This is a genomic window from Agrobacterium fabrum str. C58 (assembly GCF_000092025.1).
Lineage (GTDB): Bacteria > Pseudomonadota > Alphaproteobacteria > Rhizobiales > Rhizobiaceae > Agrobacterium > Agrobacterium fabrum.
Genome location: NC_003062.2, coordinates 1,470,266 through 1,485,200 on the forward strand (window position 1 = coordinate 1,470,266; position 14,935 = coordinate 1,485,200).

The 14,935-nt window shown below is 58.3% G+C and carries 19 protein-coding genes and 1 pseudogene; 1 reads left to right on the top strand and 19 read right to left on the bottom strand.

Annotated elements, in window-relative coordinates; genetic code table 11:
• Together ATU_RS07275 and ATU_RS07280 are read right to left on the bottom strand one after the other, a co-directional pair.
• The gene (locus ATU_RS07275) at positions 1 to 690 is read right to left on the bottom strand and encodes a DUF1345 domain-containing protein (protein ID WP_010971652.1); all 690 of its coding nucleotides are present in this window, start codon (positions 688 to 690) and stop codon (positions 1 to 3) included.
• 25 nt (positions 691 to 715) lie between these two features.
• On the bottom strand, positions 716 to 1,171 hold the full coding sequence (locus ATU_RS07280) for a YaiI/YqxD family protein (RefSeq protein WP_035256644.1): 456 nt from the start codon (positions 1,169 to 1,171) through the stop codon (positions 716 to 718).
• Positions 1,172 to 1,336: 165 nt separating this feature from the next.
• Between ATU_RS07280 and ATU_RS07285 the strand changes: the two genes are divergently transcribed.
• Positions 1,337 to 1,789 carry a DUF5680 domain-containing protein gene (locus ATU_RS07285; RefSeq protein ID WP_010972658.1) on the top strand — a complete coding sequence of 151 codons (453 nt, stop codon included), beginning with the start codon at positions 1,337 to 1,339 and terminating at the stop codon, positions 1,787 to 1,789.
• Positions 1,790 to 1,844: 55 nt separating this feature from the next.
• Here the strand turns inward: ATU_RS07285 and ATU_RS07290 are convergent, their stop codons facing one another.
• The 17 genes and pseudogenes from ATU_RS07290 to ATU_RS07370 all read right to left on the bottom strand — a co-directional run bounded on the left by ATU_RS07290 (position 1,845) and on the right by ATU_RS07370 (position 14,932).
• The gene (locus ATU_RS07290; RefSeq protein ID WP_006315319.1) at positions 1,845 to 2,501 is read right to left on the bottom strand and encodes a peroxiredoxin; all 657 of its coding nucleotides are present in this window, start codon (positions 2,499 to 2,501) and stop codon (positions 1,845 to 1,847) included.
• 140 nt (positions 2,502 to 2,641) lie between these two features.
• Complete coding sequence (locus ATU_RS07295; RefSeq protein ID WP_010971654.1) at positions 2,642 to 3,136, bottom strand: hypothetical protein; 495 nt, start codon at positions 3,134 to 3,136, stop codon at positions 2,642 to 2,644.
• Between the two features lie 151 nt (positions 3,137 to 3,287).
• Positions 3,288 to 3,908, bottom strand: coding sequence for a DUF1062 domain-containing protein (locus tag ATU_RS07300; protein WP_010971655.1), 621 nt, complete (start codon positions 3,906 to 3,908; stop codon positions 3,288 to 3,290).
• A 373-nt stretch (positions 3,909 to 4,281) separates the two neighbouring features.
• Entirely contained in the window at positions 4,282 to 4,926 is a 645-nt protein-coding gene (locus ATU_RS07305; protein WP_010971656.1) for a cytochrome b, read from the bottom strand.
• A 3-nt stretch (positions 4,927 to 4,929) separates the two neighbouring features.
• Entirely contained in the window at positions 4,930 to 5,706 is a 777-nt protein-coding gene (locus ATU_RS07310) for an anti-sigma factor family protein (protein ID WP_010971657.1), read from the bottom strand.
• Positions 5,703 to 6,209: a sigma-70 family RNA polymerase sigma factor gene (locus tag ATU_RS07315; RefSeq protein ID WP_010971658.1), complete on the bottom strand. Its 507-nt coding sequence runs from the start codon at positions 6,207 to 6,209 to the stop codon at positions 5,703 to 5,705. The genes ATU_RS07310 and ATU_RS07315 overlap by 4 nt, the downstream gene beginning before the upstream one ends.
• A gap of 5 nt (positions 6,210 to 6,214) precedes the next feature.
• A complete protein-coding gene (locus ATU_RS07320) occupies positions 6,215 to 6,604 on the bottom strand; it encodes a COG4315 family predicted lipoprotein (protein ID WP_010971659.1) in 390 nt (129 codons plus the stop codon).
• A 110-nt stretch (positions 6,605 to 6,714) separates the two neighbouring features.
• Positions 6,715 to 7,281: a YceI family protein gene (locus ATU_RS07325; protein WP_010971660.1), complete on the bottom strand. Its 567-nt coding sequence runs from the start codon at positions 7,279 to 7,281 to the stop codon at positions 6,715 to 6,717.
• Positions 7,282 to 7,456: 175 nt separating this feature from the next.
• On the bottom strand, positions 7,457 to 8,458 hold the full coding sequence (locus ATU_RS07330) for an IS30 family transposase (protein WP_010971661.1): 1,002 nt from the start codon (positions 8,456 to 8,458) through the stop codon (positions 7,457 to 7,459).
• 177 nt (positions 8,459 to 8,635) lie between these two features.
• Positions 8,636 to 9,361: an arsenical resistance protein ArsH gene (gene arsH / locus ATU_RS07335; protein ID WP_035258840.1), complete on the bottom strand. Its 726-nt coding sequence runs from the start codon at positions 9,359 to 9,361 to the stop codon at positions 8,636 to 8,638.
• Complete coding sequence (arsC, locus tag ATU_RS07340; protein ID WP_010971663.1) at positions 9,339 to 9,761, bottom strand: arsenate reductase (glutaredoxin); 423 nt, start codon at positions 9,759 to 9,761, stop codon at positions 9,339 to 9,341. The genes arsH and arsC overlap by 23 nt, the downstream gene beginning before the upstream one ends.
• A 2-nt stretch (positions 9,762 to 9,763) precedes the next feature.
• Positions 9,764 to 10,822, bottom strand: coding sequence for an ACR3 family arsenite efflux transporter (arsB, locus tag ATU_RS07345; protein ID WP_010971664.1), 1,059 nt, complete (start codon positions 10,820 to 10,822; stop codon positions 9,764 to 9,766).
• Positions 10,822 to 10,947: pseudogene (locus ATU_RS07350) on the bottom strand (arsenate reductase ArsC); the annotation flags it as partial. The pseudogene ATU_RS07350 and the gene arsB, both read right to left, overlap by 1 nt.
• 5 nt (positions 10,948 to 10,952) lie before the next feature.
• Positions 10,953 to 11,306 (bottom strand): ArsR/SmtB family transcription factor, encoded by a 354-nt coding sequence (locus tag ATU_RS07355; RefSeq protein WP_010971665.1) that lies wholly within the window; start codon positions 11,304 to 11,306, stop codon positions 10,953 to 10,955.
• A gap of 134 nt (positions 11,307 to 11,440) precedes the next feature.
• On the bottom strand, positions 11,441 to 13,222 hold the full coding sequence (locus tag ATU_RS07360; RefSeq protein WP_010971666.1) for a chloride channel protein: 1,782 nt from the start codon (positions 13,220 to 13,222) through the stop codon (positions 11,441 to 11,443).
• Between the two features lie 100 nt (positions 13,223 to 13,322).
• Positions 13,323 to 14,147, bottom strand: coding sequence for an MBL fold metallo-hydrolase (locus tag ATU_RS07365; protein WP_010971667.1), 825 nt, complete (start codon positions 14,145 to 14,147; stop codon positions 13,323 to 13,325).
• Between the two features lie 2 nt (positions 14,148 to 14,149).
• Complete coding sequence (locus ATU_RS07370; protein ID WP_006316213.1) at positions 14,150 to 14,932, bottom strand: TatD family hydrolase; 783 nt, start codon at positions 14,930 to 14,932, stop codon at positions 14,150 to 14,152.
• Positions 14,933 to 14,935 lie beyond the last annotated feature (3 nt).

Here is a 14,935-nt window from a genome sequence, read left to right on the forward strand (position 1 = left end):
TCAGCCCGCAAGCGAGACCGCGGCATTGACCGCCGCCGCGACCAGAACCGTGTTGAAGAAAAAAGAAACGATGGAGTGCAGCAGCGTCACCTTGCGCATGGCGGTGGTGGTTACCCCCACATCCGAGGTCTGCGCCGTCATACCGATCACCACGGCGAAATAGAGGAAGTCGTAACCGCAGGGTTCCTTCGTCGCCGGAAAATCCATGCCGCCGCGATGTTGAGGCTTGCCATCCACCGTGGCCGGACGCCAGTAAAGATGGGCGTAGTGCAGGGCGGTCATGGTGTGGATCGTCAGCCAGCCGAAGATAACAGAGGCGAAGGCGATGAGCAGCGTCCAGACCGTTTCACCCGTGTGGTTGAGCGCCTGAAACAGCGACACCACGGCAACACCGACTGCAAGCAGCGTGACGGCGATGATGGCGACCGCAGGCAGATCGTCGCTGTCGGCATGGGCTTTCAGCTGCTGCGCGGTCAGCTGCGGCAGACGGAACGCGACCAGCGTCAGATAGGTCAGGAAAAACAGAACCGCCGCGATCTCTATGGCGATGGAAGGCGCAAATGCCAGCGCCAGGCCAAGGCTGAGGGCCCAGACGAGAAAGGCAATGACGAAAGGCCGATGACGGCGATAGCTGTTGCTCTTGAGACATACGGGGCTCTTGGCCGGGCTTTTCGGACTGGCGCGGGTCATGGACGACACCTTTCTGTTTGCAGCGTCATTTTTTGACACGGCGGCAGAAACGGTCAAGCGTCTCCAGAAAGGCCGAGCGGTCACGCGGCGAGAAGGCCGCGTTATAGCCCTTGCTTTCCCCGGTTTCGCGCAGATGCGCACCCAGATCACGCATCGCCGTCGCCATGCCGATATTCGACGGATCGAAAACGCGCCCCGTCGGTCCCGTCACCAGTGCGCCCTTGGCAACGCAACGCCCGGCCAGCGGCACATCGGCGGTGATGACGATATCGTTTTCGGCGGCACGCTCTGCAATCCAGTCATCGGCCGCATCGAAACCCGCAGATACGATGACGTTTTTTACCATCGGATCGCGCGAAGGACGAAGGCCGGAATTGGCGACAAAGGTCACTTCCAGACCATGCCGCTCCGCCACCTTCAGAATTTCCGGTTTCACGGGGCACGCGTCGGCGTCGACATAGATTTGCGGGTTTTGCGGCATGAGCACTCTTTTGGGATAATTCCTGCGATGCTTTTAAGGGCAAACGCCGCAATTACCAAGCCCGTCAGCGCTGAAATAGCGGCTCGACGTCGTGCGGCAGGATGCTTGCGATGATCGCGAAAACCGTCTATGTTCACTTTATGTTCTAGATCGTGGAGAGGGTCAATGTTGGAGGAGTTTATCGTGCAAGCCAAGTCTGCAACATATGTCGGCGGCGGCGATAAATCTGCGACCCCCACGCGTCAGGGATCGCACGATCTCGGTTATCGGGAAGGAGACTGGCATTATGTCGACAGCTATTTCGGGGGAACCGATTTCATCGGCCAGGAGGTCGTCTGGCACCAGGGAACCGCGGTGTGGGCGATGAGTTATTACGGCCGTATTCTCAGGCCTGATATGATCGACGGCACGACGGCCGGTATGGTCATTCAGCGGTCGCTCTCCACTCTCTATCGGGAAGGCCGCTTTCTCGGCGGCTTTACCCATCCGGTGGAAAATCTGATCTATGTTGATACGAATGCTGGTGAATTCGAGTCCTTCACCGGTGTCGAGCGCATCTACCGGGGACATGTCGAGACGTACCGGCTTGACTATCATGGCGGGATCATAAAGCCATGAGAAGTGCGATGACTGGGGCGATGATAGTTCACCGCCCCCGTTTTTCGTTAGCAGCTTAGCCGGGCTGCTTCGTCTTGCGCAGATACGGAAGAACCGTGTCGTAGGAGCCGAAACGGGCAATCGCATCTTCATTGGAGACGGCGGCGGTGATGATGACATCCTCTCCCTGCTTCCAGTTGGCGGGCGTCGCCACCTGGTGTTTGGAGGTGAGCTGGATGGAATCGATGGCGCGGAGAATTTCATCGAAATTGCGGCCGGTGGTCATCGGGTAGGTGAGGACCAGTTTGATCTTCTTGTCGGGGCCGATGACGAAGACGGAGCGCACGGTGGCGTTATCGGCAGGCGTGCGGCCTTCGGAGCTGTCGCCGGCACCCGCCGGCAGCATGTCATAGAGCTTCGCCACCTTCAGGTCCTTGTCGCCGATCAGCGGATAATCGACATTGAAGCCGGTCGCGGTGCGAATATCGGCTTTCCATTTTTCATGGCTTTCGACCGGATCGACCGAAATGCCGATGATCTTGACGCCGCGTTTTTCGAATTCCGGCTGCAGGCCGCCCATGGCGCCGAGTTCCGTCGTGCACACGGGCGTGAAGTTTTTCGGATGGGAAAACAGGACTGCCCAGCCATCGCCGATCCAGTCGTGAAAACGCACCGGACCCTGGGTGGTCTCGGCGGTGAAGTCGGGGGCGATATCGTTGATACGCAGGCTCATAGTGTGCTTTCTCCCTGATGATTTGAACTGAAAATCTGGTGGTTCTCTGCAATTTGTGTCCGGCGCAGGAGCTTAAGGTTTTTGCCTGAAATGGCCAGAGCTTTTCAGCGCCTGTCGATGACATCACCGTGCAGGGGTACCTATTCGATCTGAGCTTCAAGGGTTTCCGCCATGGTGCCATAGAGCTGAGCGGAGGCTTCATTCTTCTCTGCCGCGTATTTGGCGCTAACCTGCCTTGCGGCGTCTGCTGCAATACGAAACGCATCTATCCGCAGCTGAGGCTCAAGCTCGGCCTCGCCACCAATATCGCCGTCGCTGAACTTGCCCGCCCGATACCCGTCGTCCAGATCGACGACACCGATCTCAGGAAGACCATTCCTCATTTTACCAAGGAAAGCAGCCCCGGCGCGACCGCCATCCCGGCGACGGAGCATGCCGATTCCGGACGCCTTTCCGTCGACACAAGCGCCTGTCCAGAAGGCCGGCCCCTCGGTCATCGAAGCCGGCACGACGAATGCGCAATGGCTCGCCGGATCCTTCGACCAATGGTGATCTTCAGGCCCCGCACTGGCTGATTGGGTTGAGGCAAACATCGCCGCAATAGCTACCTGTGCGATATAAGATGAGCTTTTCATTCCGCCGAATACCCTCGTTAGACGGCCGATTTTTTTACCATTCCTCTTCGTTCCGCAAGCCCGATGAAATAGAAAAAGGTCTCTTCCAGCGCATGGCTGAACCGCTCGATGAGCAGGCGAGGGCCTGAACCTACAGACCCTCGCGCTACCCTCAGAGACCTCTCACCGCCGGTTTCCAGAATCGCTCCCTATCAAGCCCGTCGCCGCACTCGATTACAATCCGTGTGCCGTTCCTGAGACGCCGCCGCAAAAGGTCGGATTGCGCCCGTATCTGGCCACCATCATGAAGCTTCTGCAGCATTGAGCGTGAAAGCCCCAGTTCGGAAGCCAGCAGGCGATCGAGACGTATGCTAGCCGGAAACGGAACCGTGAGATCGATCTCGGCCGCGGCCCAGTCGGTGGGTTCGTCCCGTATCCTTTTCTCGATATCGAAGTCCGGAAACTCGTCGATACGCTGCGACTTGCGTCTCAACGCCTCGAGGTTGAAGGTTTCGGCTCTTATCCATTGCGGATCGTTGCACTGCAGCGCCTCCAGAACAGGCGGGCTTATGTCGCAGACATTCTGCCGCTCGAAGATTGGCCGGTTCCAGCTTTTGTCACAGATCAGGCATCTGTAGATGAGCCAGGCATCGAGTTTACGGCCGTTGGCATTGAGGCGGATCTTGTCGCTGGCCTGAAATGCCCTGAGATCACCGCATCCGTTGCAGGCAAGCCAGGGCTGGGGCGCCGTTCGTGGTGTAATGGTCCATTGGACCCGAAGAAGGTTGCACATGGTGTCTTGGTCTTCCGTTTGGAAGTCCACCAAGATGGTGCAGGAGAAAACCCTTGCGGGTACGGCGTGGCGATGTCCTGGGTGGGCGAAGAGCGGAGACAGCAGGGCTGTGCAAGGCACATTTTAACAATGCCAGACCGGTCTCTTGCCACCACCCGATGAACATGATCATACGCCGACAGCCTCTGGCTATCCGCAATACGGGTGAAACTGGATTGAGACCGGTATTTACTTAGGCAAAGTCTACCTCGATGCGCCAATGCTCTTCGCGGGCGAAAATAACAAATGATGGTCCTGAAAGGGAGTCCTCCGCGCATCGAGCGGCTGAAACAGGTTGCGCCTGCAGCTTTTGTGCAACTCGTCGACCGTCTCCCTATTGTCCGGAGGAGATTTCCCGGCGGCTGTTATCCGTGGTGTCCGGAAGGGGAAGCATGCGACGAAGGGTCGGATCTCTGCGGATGAAATGGTGCCATAGCGCCGCTATCACATGAAGAAGAACGATGACGGCCGCGAGATAGGCGAGGGTGGCGTGAACGTCACTCCAGAAGGCCTCGGCTTGATCAGAGATCGTCATGGGCAATCCCGGAACGACAACAAGATCAAAGACGTAGCTGGGGATCTGCAAGGGAGAGGTCGATGCGACAGCCCAACCGGCGAGGGGAACCGCCAGGGTCAGGAACAGCAATGCCGAGTGAGCGACCCGCGCGGCGAACCTCGAAACCGGACCTTCGCCATCGACAGCCCGCGGTTTCCTACTGAAAACCGACCAGAGGCAACGCGGCACGGCCAGCGCCAGCACCAGAAATCCGATCGACTTGTGATACTGGAAAAAATTAAACTGAAGGACCGGGTCGATGCTGTCGCGGCTCATCAGATATCCCAATGCGAGCTGCGCTACGAAAAGAACAGCGATCGTCCAATGGAATGCGATCGCCACTACCCCAAAGGATGAGGGCGTGTTGCGCCAGCTGCGTCCAGCAGCCGGGGCTCTCCCTGAATTATCGCCAAAATCTTGCATCGGTTAACTCAGCTGTTGATAGGTGTCTTTGGCGATGGCGTCCATGCGGTCCGTCGGCAGGTTGCCGACGAGGGCGCATCGGATCATTTCGTCGTCCCATGACACCGTTTCCAGCGAACCGACGCTGGAGCGCCGCATGGCGCTGTCGCTCGAGTCCACCGCGGCAACGATGTAAAGCGTGATACGCTGCCCGCCCTTATCTTCGTACATAAGCTGGGCGGCAGGGCCTTCGGAACCGGGCAGCACACGACCACCAACGAGGGAGAGGCCGTGACGGGTGAGATCCGGGATGTTGATTTTACGGTCCAACCGCTTGGAGAGCCATTTCGGCAGGTTTTGAGCATCTTCGCTATCGGCGCGGACCTCCACCGGATGCAGAACGTCGCTCGCAAAAAGCTTATGTGCCTGCGCTGCATCCGCCACGATGGAAGCAGGTTCGGCAACATCGGATACAAGCCTGCGTCCTAACCAGCCGCCTGTCAGCCCGATGGCAAAAACAATGACGGCTGCTGCCGCCCTATTGCGCCAGTCAGCCCGTTCCGATCGCATGCGTCGCTCAATGCGGAATACATCGAGGCGATCGGGTACAACATTGGTGTCGAGAGGGCGATAAAGAGCAGTCAGCGTCGCATTTTGCTGCTGCCACATCTTGACCTTGCGGGCGTCGGCCGGATTGGAGGTGAGGTGGGCACGAACGGCATTGAGCCTGTCGTCTTCAAGCTGCCCGTCGACATAAGAGAGCAGATCGGCTTCGGTTATCTGTGGCTCGTTGCCGGTCATTTTATCACCTTGAGATTTGGCTGGTCTTCCTGGGTCATGCGGGCAAGCGCCGTTCGGGCTCGTCCCAGACGGGACATCAGTGTGCCAAGGGGAATTTCAAGAATATTCGCGGCTTCCGCATAGGTCAGGCCTTCGACAACGACGAGGAGCAGGGTCTCGCGGTGTTCGCCGGACAGTTTTTCGATGGCGCGGGCCATTTCCGCCAGCGCAACCCGACCCGTCTGCGCCGCCGGCACGACCAGTTGTTCCGTAACATCGTCGATCGGGATTTGCTGGGGCCGGCGTTTACTGCCGCGCAGATTGTTGCGGTAGACATTGACAAGCACCCGATACAGCCAAGGGCGCAACGGCCCCTGCGGTCGCCACAACGCCTTTTTGCGGATCGCTCTTTCCAGACAGTCCTGGACGAGATCGTCAGCCGTGTCGCGATCATGCGTCAGTGCATTCGCATAACGTCGGAGCGCTGGTATGCAACTTGTCATCTCGTCCAGAAAGTCCGGCATTGGAGTTACTCCTTGGCAACGTGCCAAACGCCGCCGACGCCATCGCCTGTAATGTCTCCGGGCTTCTTGTCCATCTGCCAGCGATAAAGCGGCTTTCCATCATGCGACCACTGCATCGTGCCGTCCTTGCGGGCGATCGGTTTGTAGTCGCCATCCGCCTTGTCGGTTTTCAGGGCGGCGAGGGGTGGCCATTTTTTCGCGCAGCCATCATAACAGGCCGATGAGGCGTCGCCGTCATTGTCGAATGTATAGAGCGTCATGCCTTTGGCGTCGGTGAGGATAGTGCCCTTGGCCGTCGCCTTTTCTACCACGGCGCCACCGGCATAGGGCTCGGCAAGGGCGGCGGTGGAGGCGAGCGCCATGGCGCCGGCCAGAACGAAATGATGTGCACGCATGAGATAGTCCTTTGAGGAAACGGATCGGACACCGTGCCCGATATTGGATAAAACACCGGTCAGCGGAATTTATTCCCGCCGCGCTGATTTTTTGATGCGACCGCGGCTTTTTATCTGACGCCCTTCAGATCGATGTCGAACGCCACCGTATTCGAATAGAGCGGCACACCGACGCCCATGCCATAGGGCAGGCGCGGGACATTGCCTGTCACATGGAAGGTAACCGATCCCTTTTGCTGTTCAACGAATGTCGCGTGAAAGGTCTCGGGTCGAGAGACGCCTCTGGCTGTCAATATGCCTTCGACAACCGCGCTGCGTGGTCCGTCCTGAATGACCCGGTTGGAGCGAAACACGATCTGCGGATAAGCGGCGATATTAAAAACCGCGCTGGATTTCAGGAAGTTTTCTACCCGCTCTTGCCCCGTCTTGACGCTGGACGGATTCAAGCTGATTTCCACGTAAGACTTGGCCGGCTGATCCGGATCGATGTCGAACCGGCCTGATATGTCGAGGATTGCGCCTTTGATTCCCGGACCGGCAACCTGGTCGATTGAAAACCCGATATGGGAGGTGGGATCGATGCGATAGCGTCCGGCAGCGGACGAGAACGGGCTGGCGGACACCGGAGTGCAGGCCAATGCCGCCATCAGGAAAGTGAGGGAATAGGTGTATTTCACGGCGGAGGTTCCTTTGTGAGTACGTGGTCGCACTCAGAAGAACACCGCAGGGAAGCATTTAATCCATGTGATTGGCGACAGATGGTCAAATCGGTGCCATCCGATCAGCCACAGAGATGCAATCTATTGGAGAAGCTAACCCAAGTGCACCATGCCTGCGCTTTAGGGTAGGGGATCACCCTCCTTCTTGCAAATGAGCTATGAACACCTCGGCCGGCGTCCTGTATCCAAGGCATTTGCGCGGTTGATCGTTGATATGACGCGTGAGGCGGAGAAGGTCGCGCTGTGACACGACTGCCAGGTCTGTGCTGCCTGGCAGGAAGCGTCGAATTCGCTTGTTGGTATTCTCGACGGTCCCTTTTTGCCAAGGCGCGCTTGGGTCGCAAAACCAGCTGCACGCACCGATCCCTTCCTCCAAAGCCCTGAACCCGGCAAACTCGGTGCCCCGATCAAATGTGAAGCTCTGACGCGCGAATGCCGGCAACAGCGAAAACGCTCTGACGATCTTATCCATGATTGGCCCCGAGTGCCGGCTCGGGTTCTTGATAAGAACGGTGTAGCGGCTCTTGCGCTCCACGAGCGTGGTGACATTGGCATGGCCGAGTGGGCGTTCAAAGATGAGGAGGTCTCCCTCCCAATGTCCAAACTTCGATCTATTTCCAATGAAATCAGGCCTTTCGGATATTCGGTGGGTAGAGGGAAACGCACCGTCGCGCGGCTTCCTCGAACGCATTGGGCGACGTTTGCGGCGAGCCTCAGGCAGATACTGATAGAGACCAAGCGCGTAATCTTCCTTGCTGTAGATGAAGCGGTAGATTGTCTCCTTGCATACGCGAATACGACCGAAGCCGTCCGACTGCAGACGTCCGGCAATCTGTTCCGGAGACCAGCGGGCCTCCAACTGGTTGATGATCTCGGCGCGCAAAGCCGGATGGCGCCGCAGCTTTATCAATCGGCGTCGACGGTCTCTGGAGATGTCGTGAGCAACCGTGCTGTAGTAGCCGTCATAATCTGGCAGTTCACGGTCATGAAACGTGTTGCGCTTGATCTCACGGTAAATGGTCGAGCGATGACGGCCAAGCTGACGCGCCATCTCGTTAACGGGAACCTTTGCCGCCACCAGATGATGAAGACGGCGGCGATCGGCAAGGGTGATCTGCGTATAGCATCGGGACATGCCAAAATCTCCAAAGTGAAGCCATTGAAATCATTGGCATGTCGCACTTGAAAATAGAATGTACCCAGCTACAAACAATAATCGCATAAGATATATTATGGAACTTATTTGTCTCTGAAACCTAGGATTTGCGCGATTATCGTTCGTTCGAGCACTCCATACACCGCAACTGACCGCTTAGATCGATTTCAGTGAAACGCGCTTTTCCAGTTCCGCTGCCTGTTCCTTACGTTCACTATAACGGTCCGTGAGATAAGCGGAAGCATCACGAGTCAGCAATGTGAATTTCACCAGCTCCTCGCAGACGTCCACGACCCGGTCGTAATAGGACGAAGGTCTCATCCGGCCATCCTCATCGAATTCCTGAAATGCCCGGGCAACCGAGGACTGGTTTGGAATGGTGATCATCCGCATCCACCGGCCGAGAATTCGCATCTGGTTCACGGCGTTGAAGGACTGGCTGCCGCCGGAAACCTCCATGACGGCGAGTGTCTTGCCCTGTGTCGGCCGGACTGATCCGACGGCCAGCGGTATCCAGTCGATTTGCGACTTCATGATGCCGGTCATCGCGCCGTGGCGTTCCGGGCTTACCCAGACCTGGCCTTCCGACCATTGCGAGAGATCACGTAGTTCCTGCACCTTGGCATGGCTGGCCGGTGTTTCATCAGGCAAAGGCAGGCCCTTGGGGTCGAATATCCGAACCTCGCAACCGAGCCGTTCAAGCAACCGACCCGCTTCGAATGCAAGCAGGCGGCTATAGGAAACCTCGCGCAGAGACCCGTATAGGATCAGGATGCGCGGCTTATGGGTCGAAAATGCCGGGCGCAGAGCTTGCTCGTCGATTCCGTGCAGGTGCTGCGCCTGCAGCGAGGGAAATGTGTCACGCAATGCGCTTTCCTTCATTGTCGAGGACCTGCTCGCCATCCTCTTTAAAGAATGGCCCTTTGAAAGTTTCGGGCAGAATATCCAGAACGACCTCCGAAGGACGGGCAAGCCGGGTGCCAAGCGGTGTGATGACGAACGGCCGGTTGATGAGGATCGGGGTTTCCATCATCGCATCGAGCAGTTGATCATCGGTTAGGGCCGGATTATCGAGGCCGCGTTCGGCATAGGGAGTCCCCTTCTCGCGTATCGCTTCGCGTACTGTCAGACCCGCGTCGGCAATTATTTTTGCGAGCCTTTCACGCGTCGGCGGTTCCTGCAGGTACTCCGCCACGGTCGGCTCGATCCCCGCCGCCCGGATCAGCGCCAGCGTATTGCGAGACGTCCCGCACGACGGATTGTGAAAAATCGTGACATCCATACTCATTGCCTTTCGGTGATTGTCGTTCGGGAAACGGCAGGCGCAGCCTCATACCAGTCCTTCGAGCGGTTCACGATCCAGACGACCGAAAGCATGATCGGGACTTCGATGAGGACGCCGACGACGGTTGCCAGCGCTGCACCCGACTGAAGGCCGAACAGGCTGATCGCGGCTGCGACCGCAAGTTCGAAAAAATTGCTGGCGCCGATCAGGGCCGATGGACCAGCAACGCAGTGCCTTTCTCCGGTCATCCGGTTGAGAAGATAGGCGAGCCCGGAATTCAGATAGACCTGAATCAGGATCGGTATGGCGAGCAGGCCGATGACGGCCGGCTGGGCGATGATCTGCTCACCCTGAAAGGCAAAAAGAAGAATCAGTGTCGCAAGCAACGCCACCAGCGAGATCGGCTGCAACGTTGAGAGAAAACGATCCAGCGTCGCTGACGTGCCGGCCGCCATAAGCCGGCTCCTGATTATCTGCGCGAGGATGACGGGCACGACAATATAAAGCACCACGGAGAGAATGAGCGTATCCCACGGAACGGTGATGGCCGAAAGGCCGAGCAACAGACCGACGATCGGGGCAAACGCCACGACCATGATCGCATCATTGAGTGCGACTTGCGACAGCGTGAACAGCGGCTCACCGCGGGTGAGATTGCTCCAGACGAAGACCATGGCGGTGCATGGGGCCGCGGCAAGGATGATCAACCCGGCGATGTAGGAATCGATCTGATCCGCCGGAAGATAAGGGCGAAACAGCCAGCCGAGGAAAAACCACCCCAGCATCGCCATCGAGAACGGTTTGACGGCCCAGTTGATGAACAGGGTCACGCCGATGCCACGCCAGAATGCACCGACCTGCGAGAGAGAGCGGAAATCGATTTTCAGCAACATCGGAATGATCATCAGCCAGATCAGAACCGCGACCGGAATATTCACCTTGGCGATCTCGGCCGCGGCGATGAGCTGAAAGAGGCCGGGCATCAGATGGCCGAGCGCGACACCAACGACGGTGCACAGAAACACCCAGACGGTCAGATAACGTTCGAAAGCAGACATCAGGCGGGGCTCTCCTGCGGCGTGGTTTTGCCTTCCATGGCGGCGATGCTGCGCAGTCTCGTTTCGAGCGCCATGCGATCGATGGATTGCAGCGGCAGGCTGACGAAGGCCGTGATCCTGTTCCTGGAGTTCATAACGCCTCCGCCTCCTGGCAGCAGCAGGGCGTGAGTTCGGCAATCAAAGGAGCGCAAAGCTCGGTCGCCCCGCCGCAGCAGTCTTTCAGCAAAAATAGGGTTAGCGCGCGCAGCCCCTCGAGGTCGGCGCGATAGATGATCGACCGGCTTTGCCGTTCGCTTTTGACCAGCCCTGCCCGCGCAAGCGTGGCGAGATGCGCTGACATCGTGTTCTGGGGAACATGGATGAGACGAGCGAGTTCTCCGGCCGGAATACCCTCGGGCTCGTGTTGCACGAGACGCCGGAAGGTCTCCAAGCGGGTCGTTTGAGCGAGAGCGCTAAGCGCTGCTATTGCACCAATGTTATCCATATATCCAGAGTAATGGATATATTTATCGTGTCAACGATTAAGCGTTGCATCTGTGGAATTTTCGGAGAAATCTGCAGAAGAAAAACGAAATAACATCTATATATCAATAAATAGGTGAAAATTCCTAATGTAATTTAGAGTTCTCCGGAAGCCTCCCGGCGCCTCAGATCAAGCTCTTCGCTATAACGCCTCAGCGTATGGCTCTCGGTAAGCAAGCCGACGGGCCGGTTTTCGATCTTGTCGTTGACGACGACCAGGGCTTCGCTTTCGGCCGCGTCGAAGGCGGCCGCGGCCTGCCGTGCATTCATGGTCGGCAGCAAGATGTCGTTCTTGTAGTGCAGATAGGTTTCGAGGCTGATTTTGCTGGGGTCGCGGTCCATCGGATCGGCATAGATTTCCGGCACGAGCACCATACCGGCGTAACGCCCGTCATCATGGGTCATGATCACCCGCTGCGTCGAGCCGAGCGGGAACTTCTCCTTGAAGGCCGGAAGCCCCATGCTGACATTGGCTTTGCGGATGTCGGCGCGCATCATCTTGCCCACCGTCAGATCGCGGATCCAGCCAATATCATGGGCGCTGCGAATGCTCTCGCCGCGCAGGTGAAAACGCCAGGTGGCGAACGAGTAACCGAAGGTGGTGCGCACCACCAGCGAGGTAGTGATGACAGCGGCCAGCACAAGCGCCGTGATCTGGAAGTCGCCGGTCAATTCCAGCGCCAGAAACGTCATCGTCAACGGCCCACCGATAATCGCGGCGGCAAAGGCACTCATGCCGATCACCGCATAAACGATGGGAGCCGTCGAGCCGTAACCGATATAGGGTGCGCAGAGCGCGAAAATCTTGCCGAGCAGCGAGCCCATGAACAGTGAGGCGAAAAACAGGCCGCCGCGGAAATTCGAGCCGATGGAAATGGCGCTGGCTGCCGCCTTCAGCATAAACAGCCCGGCCAGCCCATAGATGGTCAATTCGGCATCGATGTTGAGATGCAGCGCACCATGGCCGCTCGAGAGAACCTGCGGCGAAATCAGCGCTAGCCCACCCACCGCCACGCCGCCAAGCGTGGGACGCAGCCAGCCGGGAATGGCGCTTTTGCGTGCCGTTTCCTCGATGAAGGATACCGCCTGCATCAGCACGATGCCGATGGCGGCACAGACGACACCGAGGAAGATAGCGGGCACATAATCCGCCGGCGTTACACGGCTGGCATCGACAATATCGATCGACAGACCATGCCCGCCGATAAGCCCGATGACGGTGGTCGCCACCAGTGCAGAGACGATGAGCGGCGCCAGCGTCACCACGGTATAGGTGCCGATGATGAGTTCGATGGCGTAGAAGGCTCCGGTGAGAGGCGCGTTGAAGGCCGCGGCGATCGCACCTGCGGCGCCACACCCGACGAGGATGCGCATGTCCCCTCGCCTCAGTTTCAGTTTGATGCCGATCTTGGAAGCGACGCCGCTGGCGATCTGCGTATAACCGGCCTCAAGCCCGACGGACGCGCCGAAACCATTGGAAACGATGTTCTGCACGCAAACGATGATGCTGTCGGTCAGCGACAGGCGGCCGCCATGTAGAGCATTCGCCTCGATCGGGTCGATCATGGGTTTCTTGCGGGTCTTCGACAGAATGAAGATGATGAGGCCAAGCAGCATGCCGCCGATTATTGGCCCGAACAGCACGATCCGACCGGACAGGTCGCTGCTGCTCAGCCGCTCCACACCGAAGACCAATATATGCAGCGCCGTGCTCAAGGCCCCGATCAGCGCCACCAACAGGCCCGCCGCAACGCCGATGAGAACGGCGAGCGCGACGAGACCAAGTTCGCCGCGCCGGAACATGGCCCGCAGCCGGCTGGCGCGCAGATTGTCGAAGAAGCTCGCCATACTCGGTGCACGGAAAGGCTTGGTCGACATGCTGTTCCTTTTCAGACGGCGCCAAAGCGCCATGCGCCTTTAATTGGTTGTTTCAAAGCGCGTCATGTCCAAAACCCGAATGCGGTTTTAGGAGACGTGCTCAGGGCGCTTCGATCTCAACCTCGAAACGCATCTGGTCGTAAGCCGGTTCAACATGATCCGGCGTCTCACGCATCACCGTGTCATAATCGAGCGGAATGTGCATGTGGGTCAAGATCGCCCGTTTGGGTGCGAGTGCCTCGATCCAGCCGAGCGCCTGTTCCAGCGAAAGATGGCTGGGGTGATATCGATACTGCAAGGCATCGATGACGAGCACATCGAGGCCGGTAAGCTTGGGCAGGCTTTCCGCCGGAAAATCGCTGACATCGGTGCAATAGGCAACGTCGCCGATGCGAAAACCCAGCGAATGCACGTCGCCATGCTGCTGCATATGCACCTTGAAGGGGATCGGCCCGCCTGCCCCGTCGATGATAACAGGGTCGTTGATATCGGCGATAAGCTGCGGCCTGACGATCGGCGGATAGTTGCTGCCCGCCGGCGTCTCCAGGCAATAGGCAAAACCGTCGCGGATGCGCGCCATGGTGACGGGATCGGCCCAGATCGGAATACGGCTTTTCTGGAGAGCGAAATAGATGCGCAGGTCATCGATGCCGTGCAGATGGTCGGCGTGGGCGTGGGTGTAAAGCACAGCATCGACGGCTTGCACCTTCGCGGCAATCATCTGCTCGCGGAAATCCGGGCCGGTGTCGATGACGACGGTGGTTTTGCCGCCATCCGGACCGATCTGCTCCACCATGAAGGCCGCGCGCGTGCGCCTGTTCCTGGGGTTTTGAGGGTCGCAGGCACCCCAGTCGCCGTTGATGCGCGGCACGCCGGGCGACGACGCGCAACCGAGAACCGTGAAGCGGCGACGGTAGATTGCCACACCTACACCCTTGTCATCTTGGAAAAGCAACGAAAGGCGTTTTCGGTGGTGATTTCGGCCATATGCTCGAAGGAAACACCATGCACTTCGGCCAGAACCTCCGCCGTGTTGACCACATAGGACGGCTCGTTGCGTTTGCCACGCCAGCGCTTCGGCGCAAGATAAGGCGCGTCCGTTTCAACAAGCAGCCTGTCCAGCGGCACAGTGGCGGCGATATCGCGGATATCCTGCGACTTCGGGAAGGTGAGGATGCCGGAAAAAGACACGTAACCGCCAAGCTCGACGCCCGCTTTCGCCAGCTCCGGACCGGCGGAAAAGCAGTGCAGGATGAAGGGGAATGCGCCCTTCCCGCTTTCGGCGCGCAGGATAGCGGCCATATCGTCATCGGCGCTGCGGCTGTGGATGACGAGCGGTAGCTTCGTTCTTCTTGCGGCCTCGATGTGACGAATAAGGCCGGTCTTCTGGTCCTCCGGCTTCTGCGTGTCGTAGAAATAATCCAGACCCGCCTCACCGATCGCCACGATCTTGTCGTGACTTTCCGCCAGCCGCACAAGCTCGTCGGCGGAAATATCCAGTTCCTCGTCGGCATTGTTCGGATGTGTGCCGACCGAGCAGAAAACCGAGGGATATTTGTCCGCGATCTTCAAAAGCTCCGGCAGACGGCGCACCCGGGTCGAGATCGTCACCATCTGGCTCACACCCGAGGCGTGAGCACGGGCGATGATATCGTCGCGCTCCGCCTCGAAATCGGGAAAATCCAGATGGCAATGGGTATCGATCAGCATGGT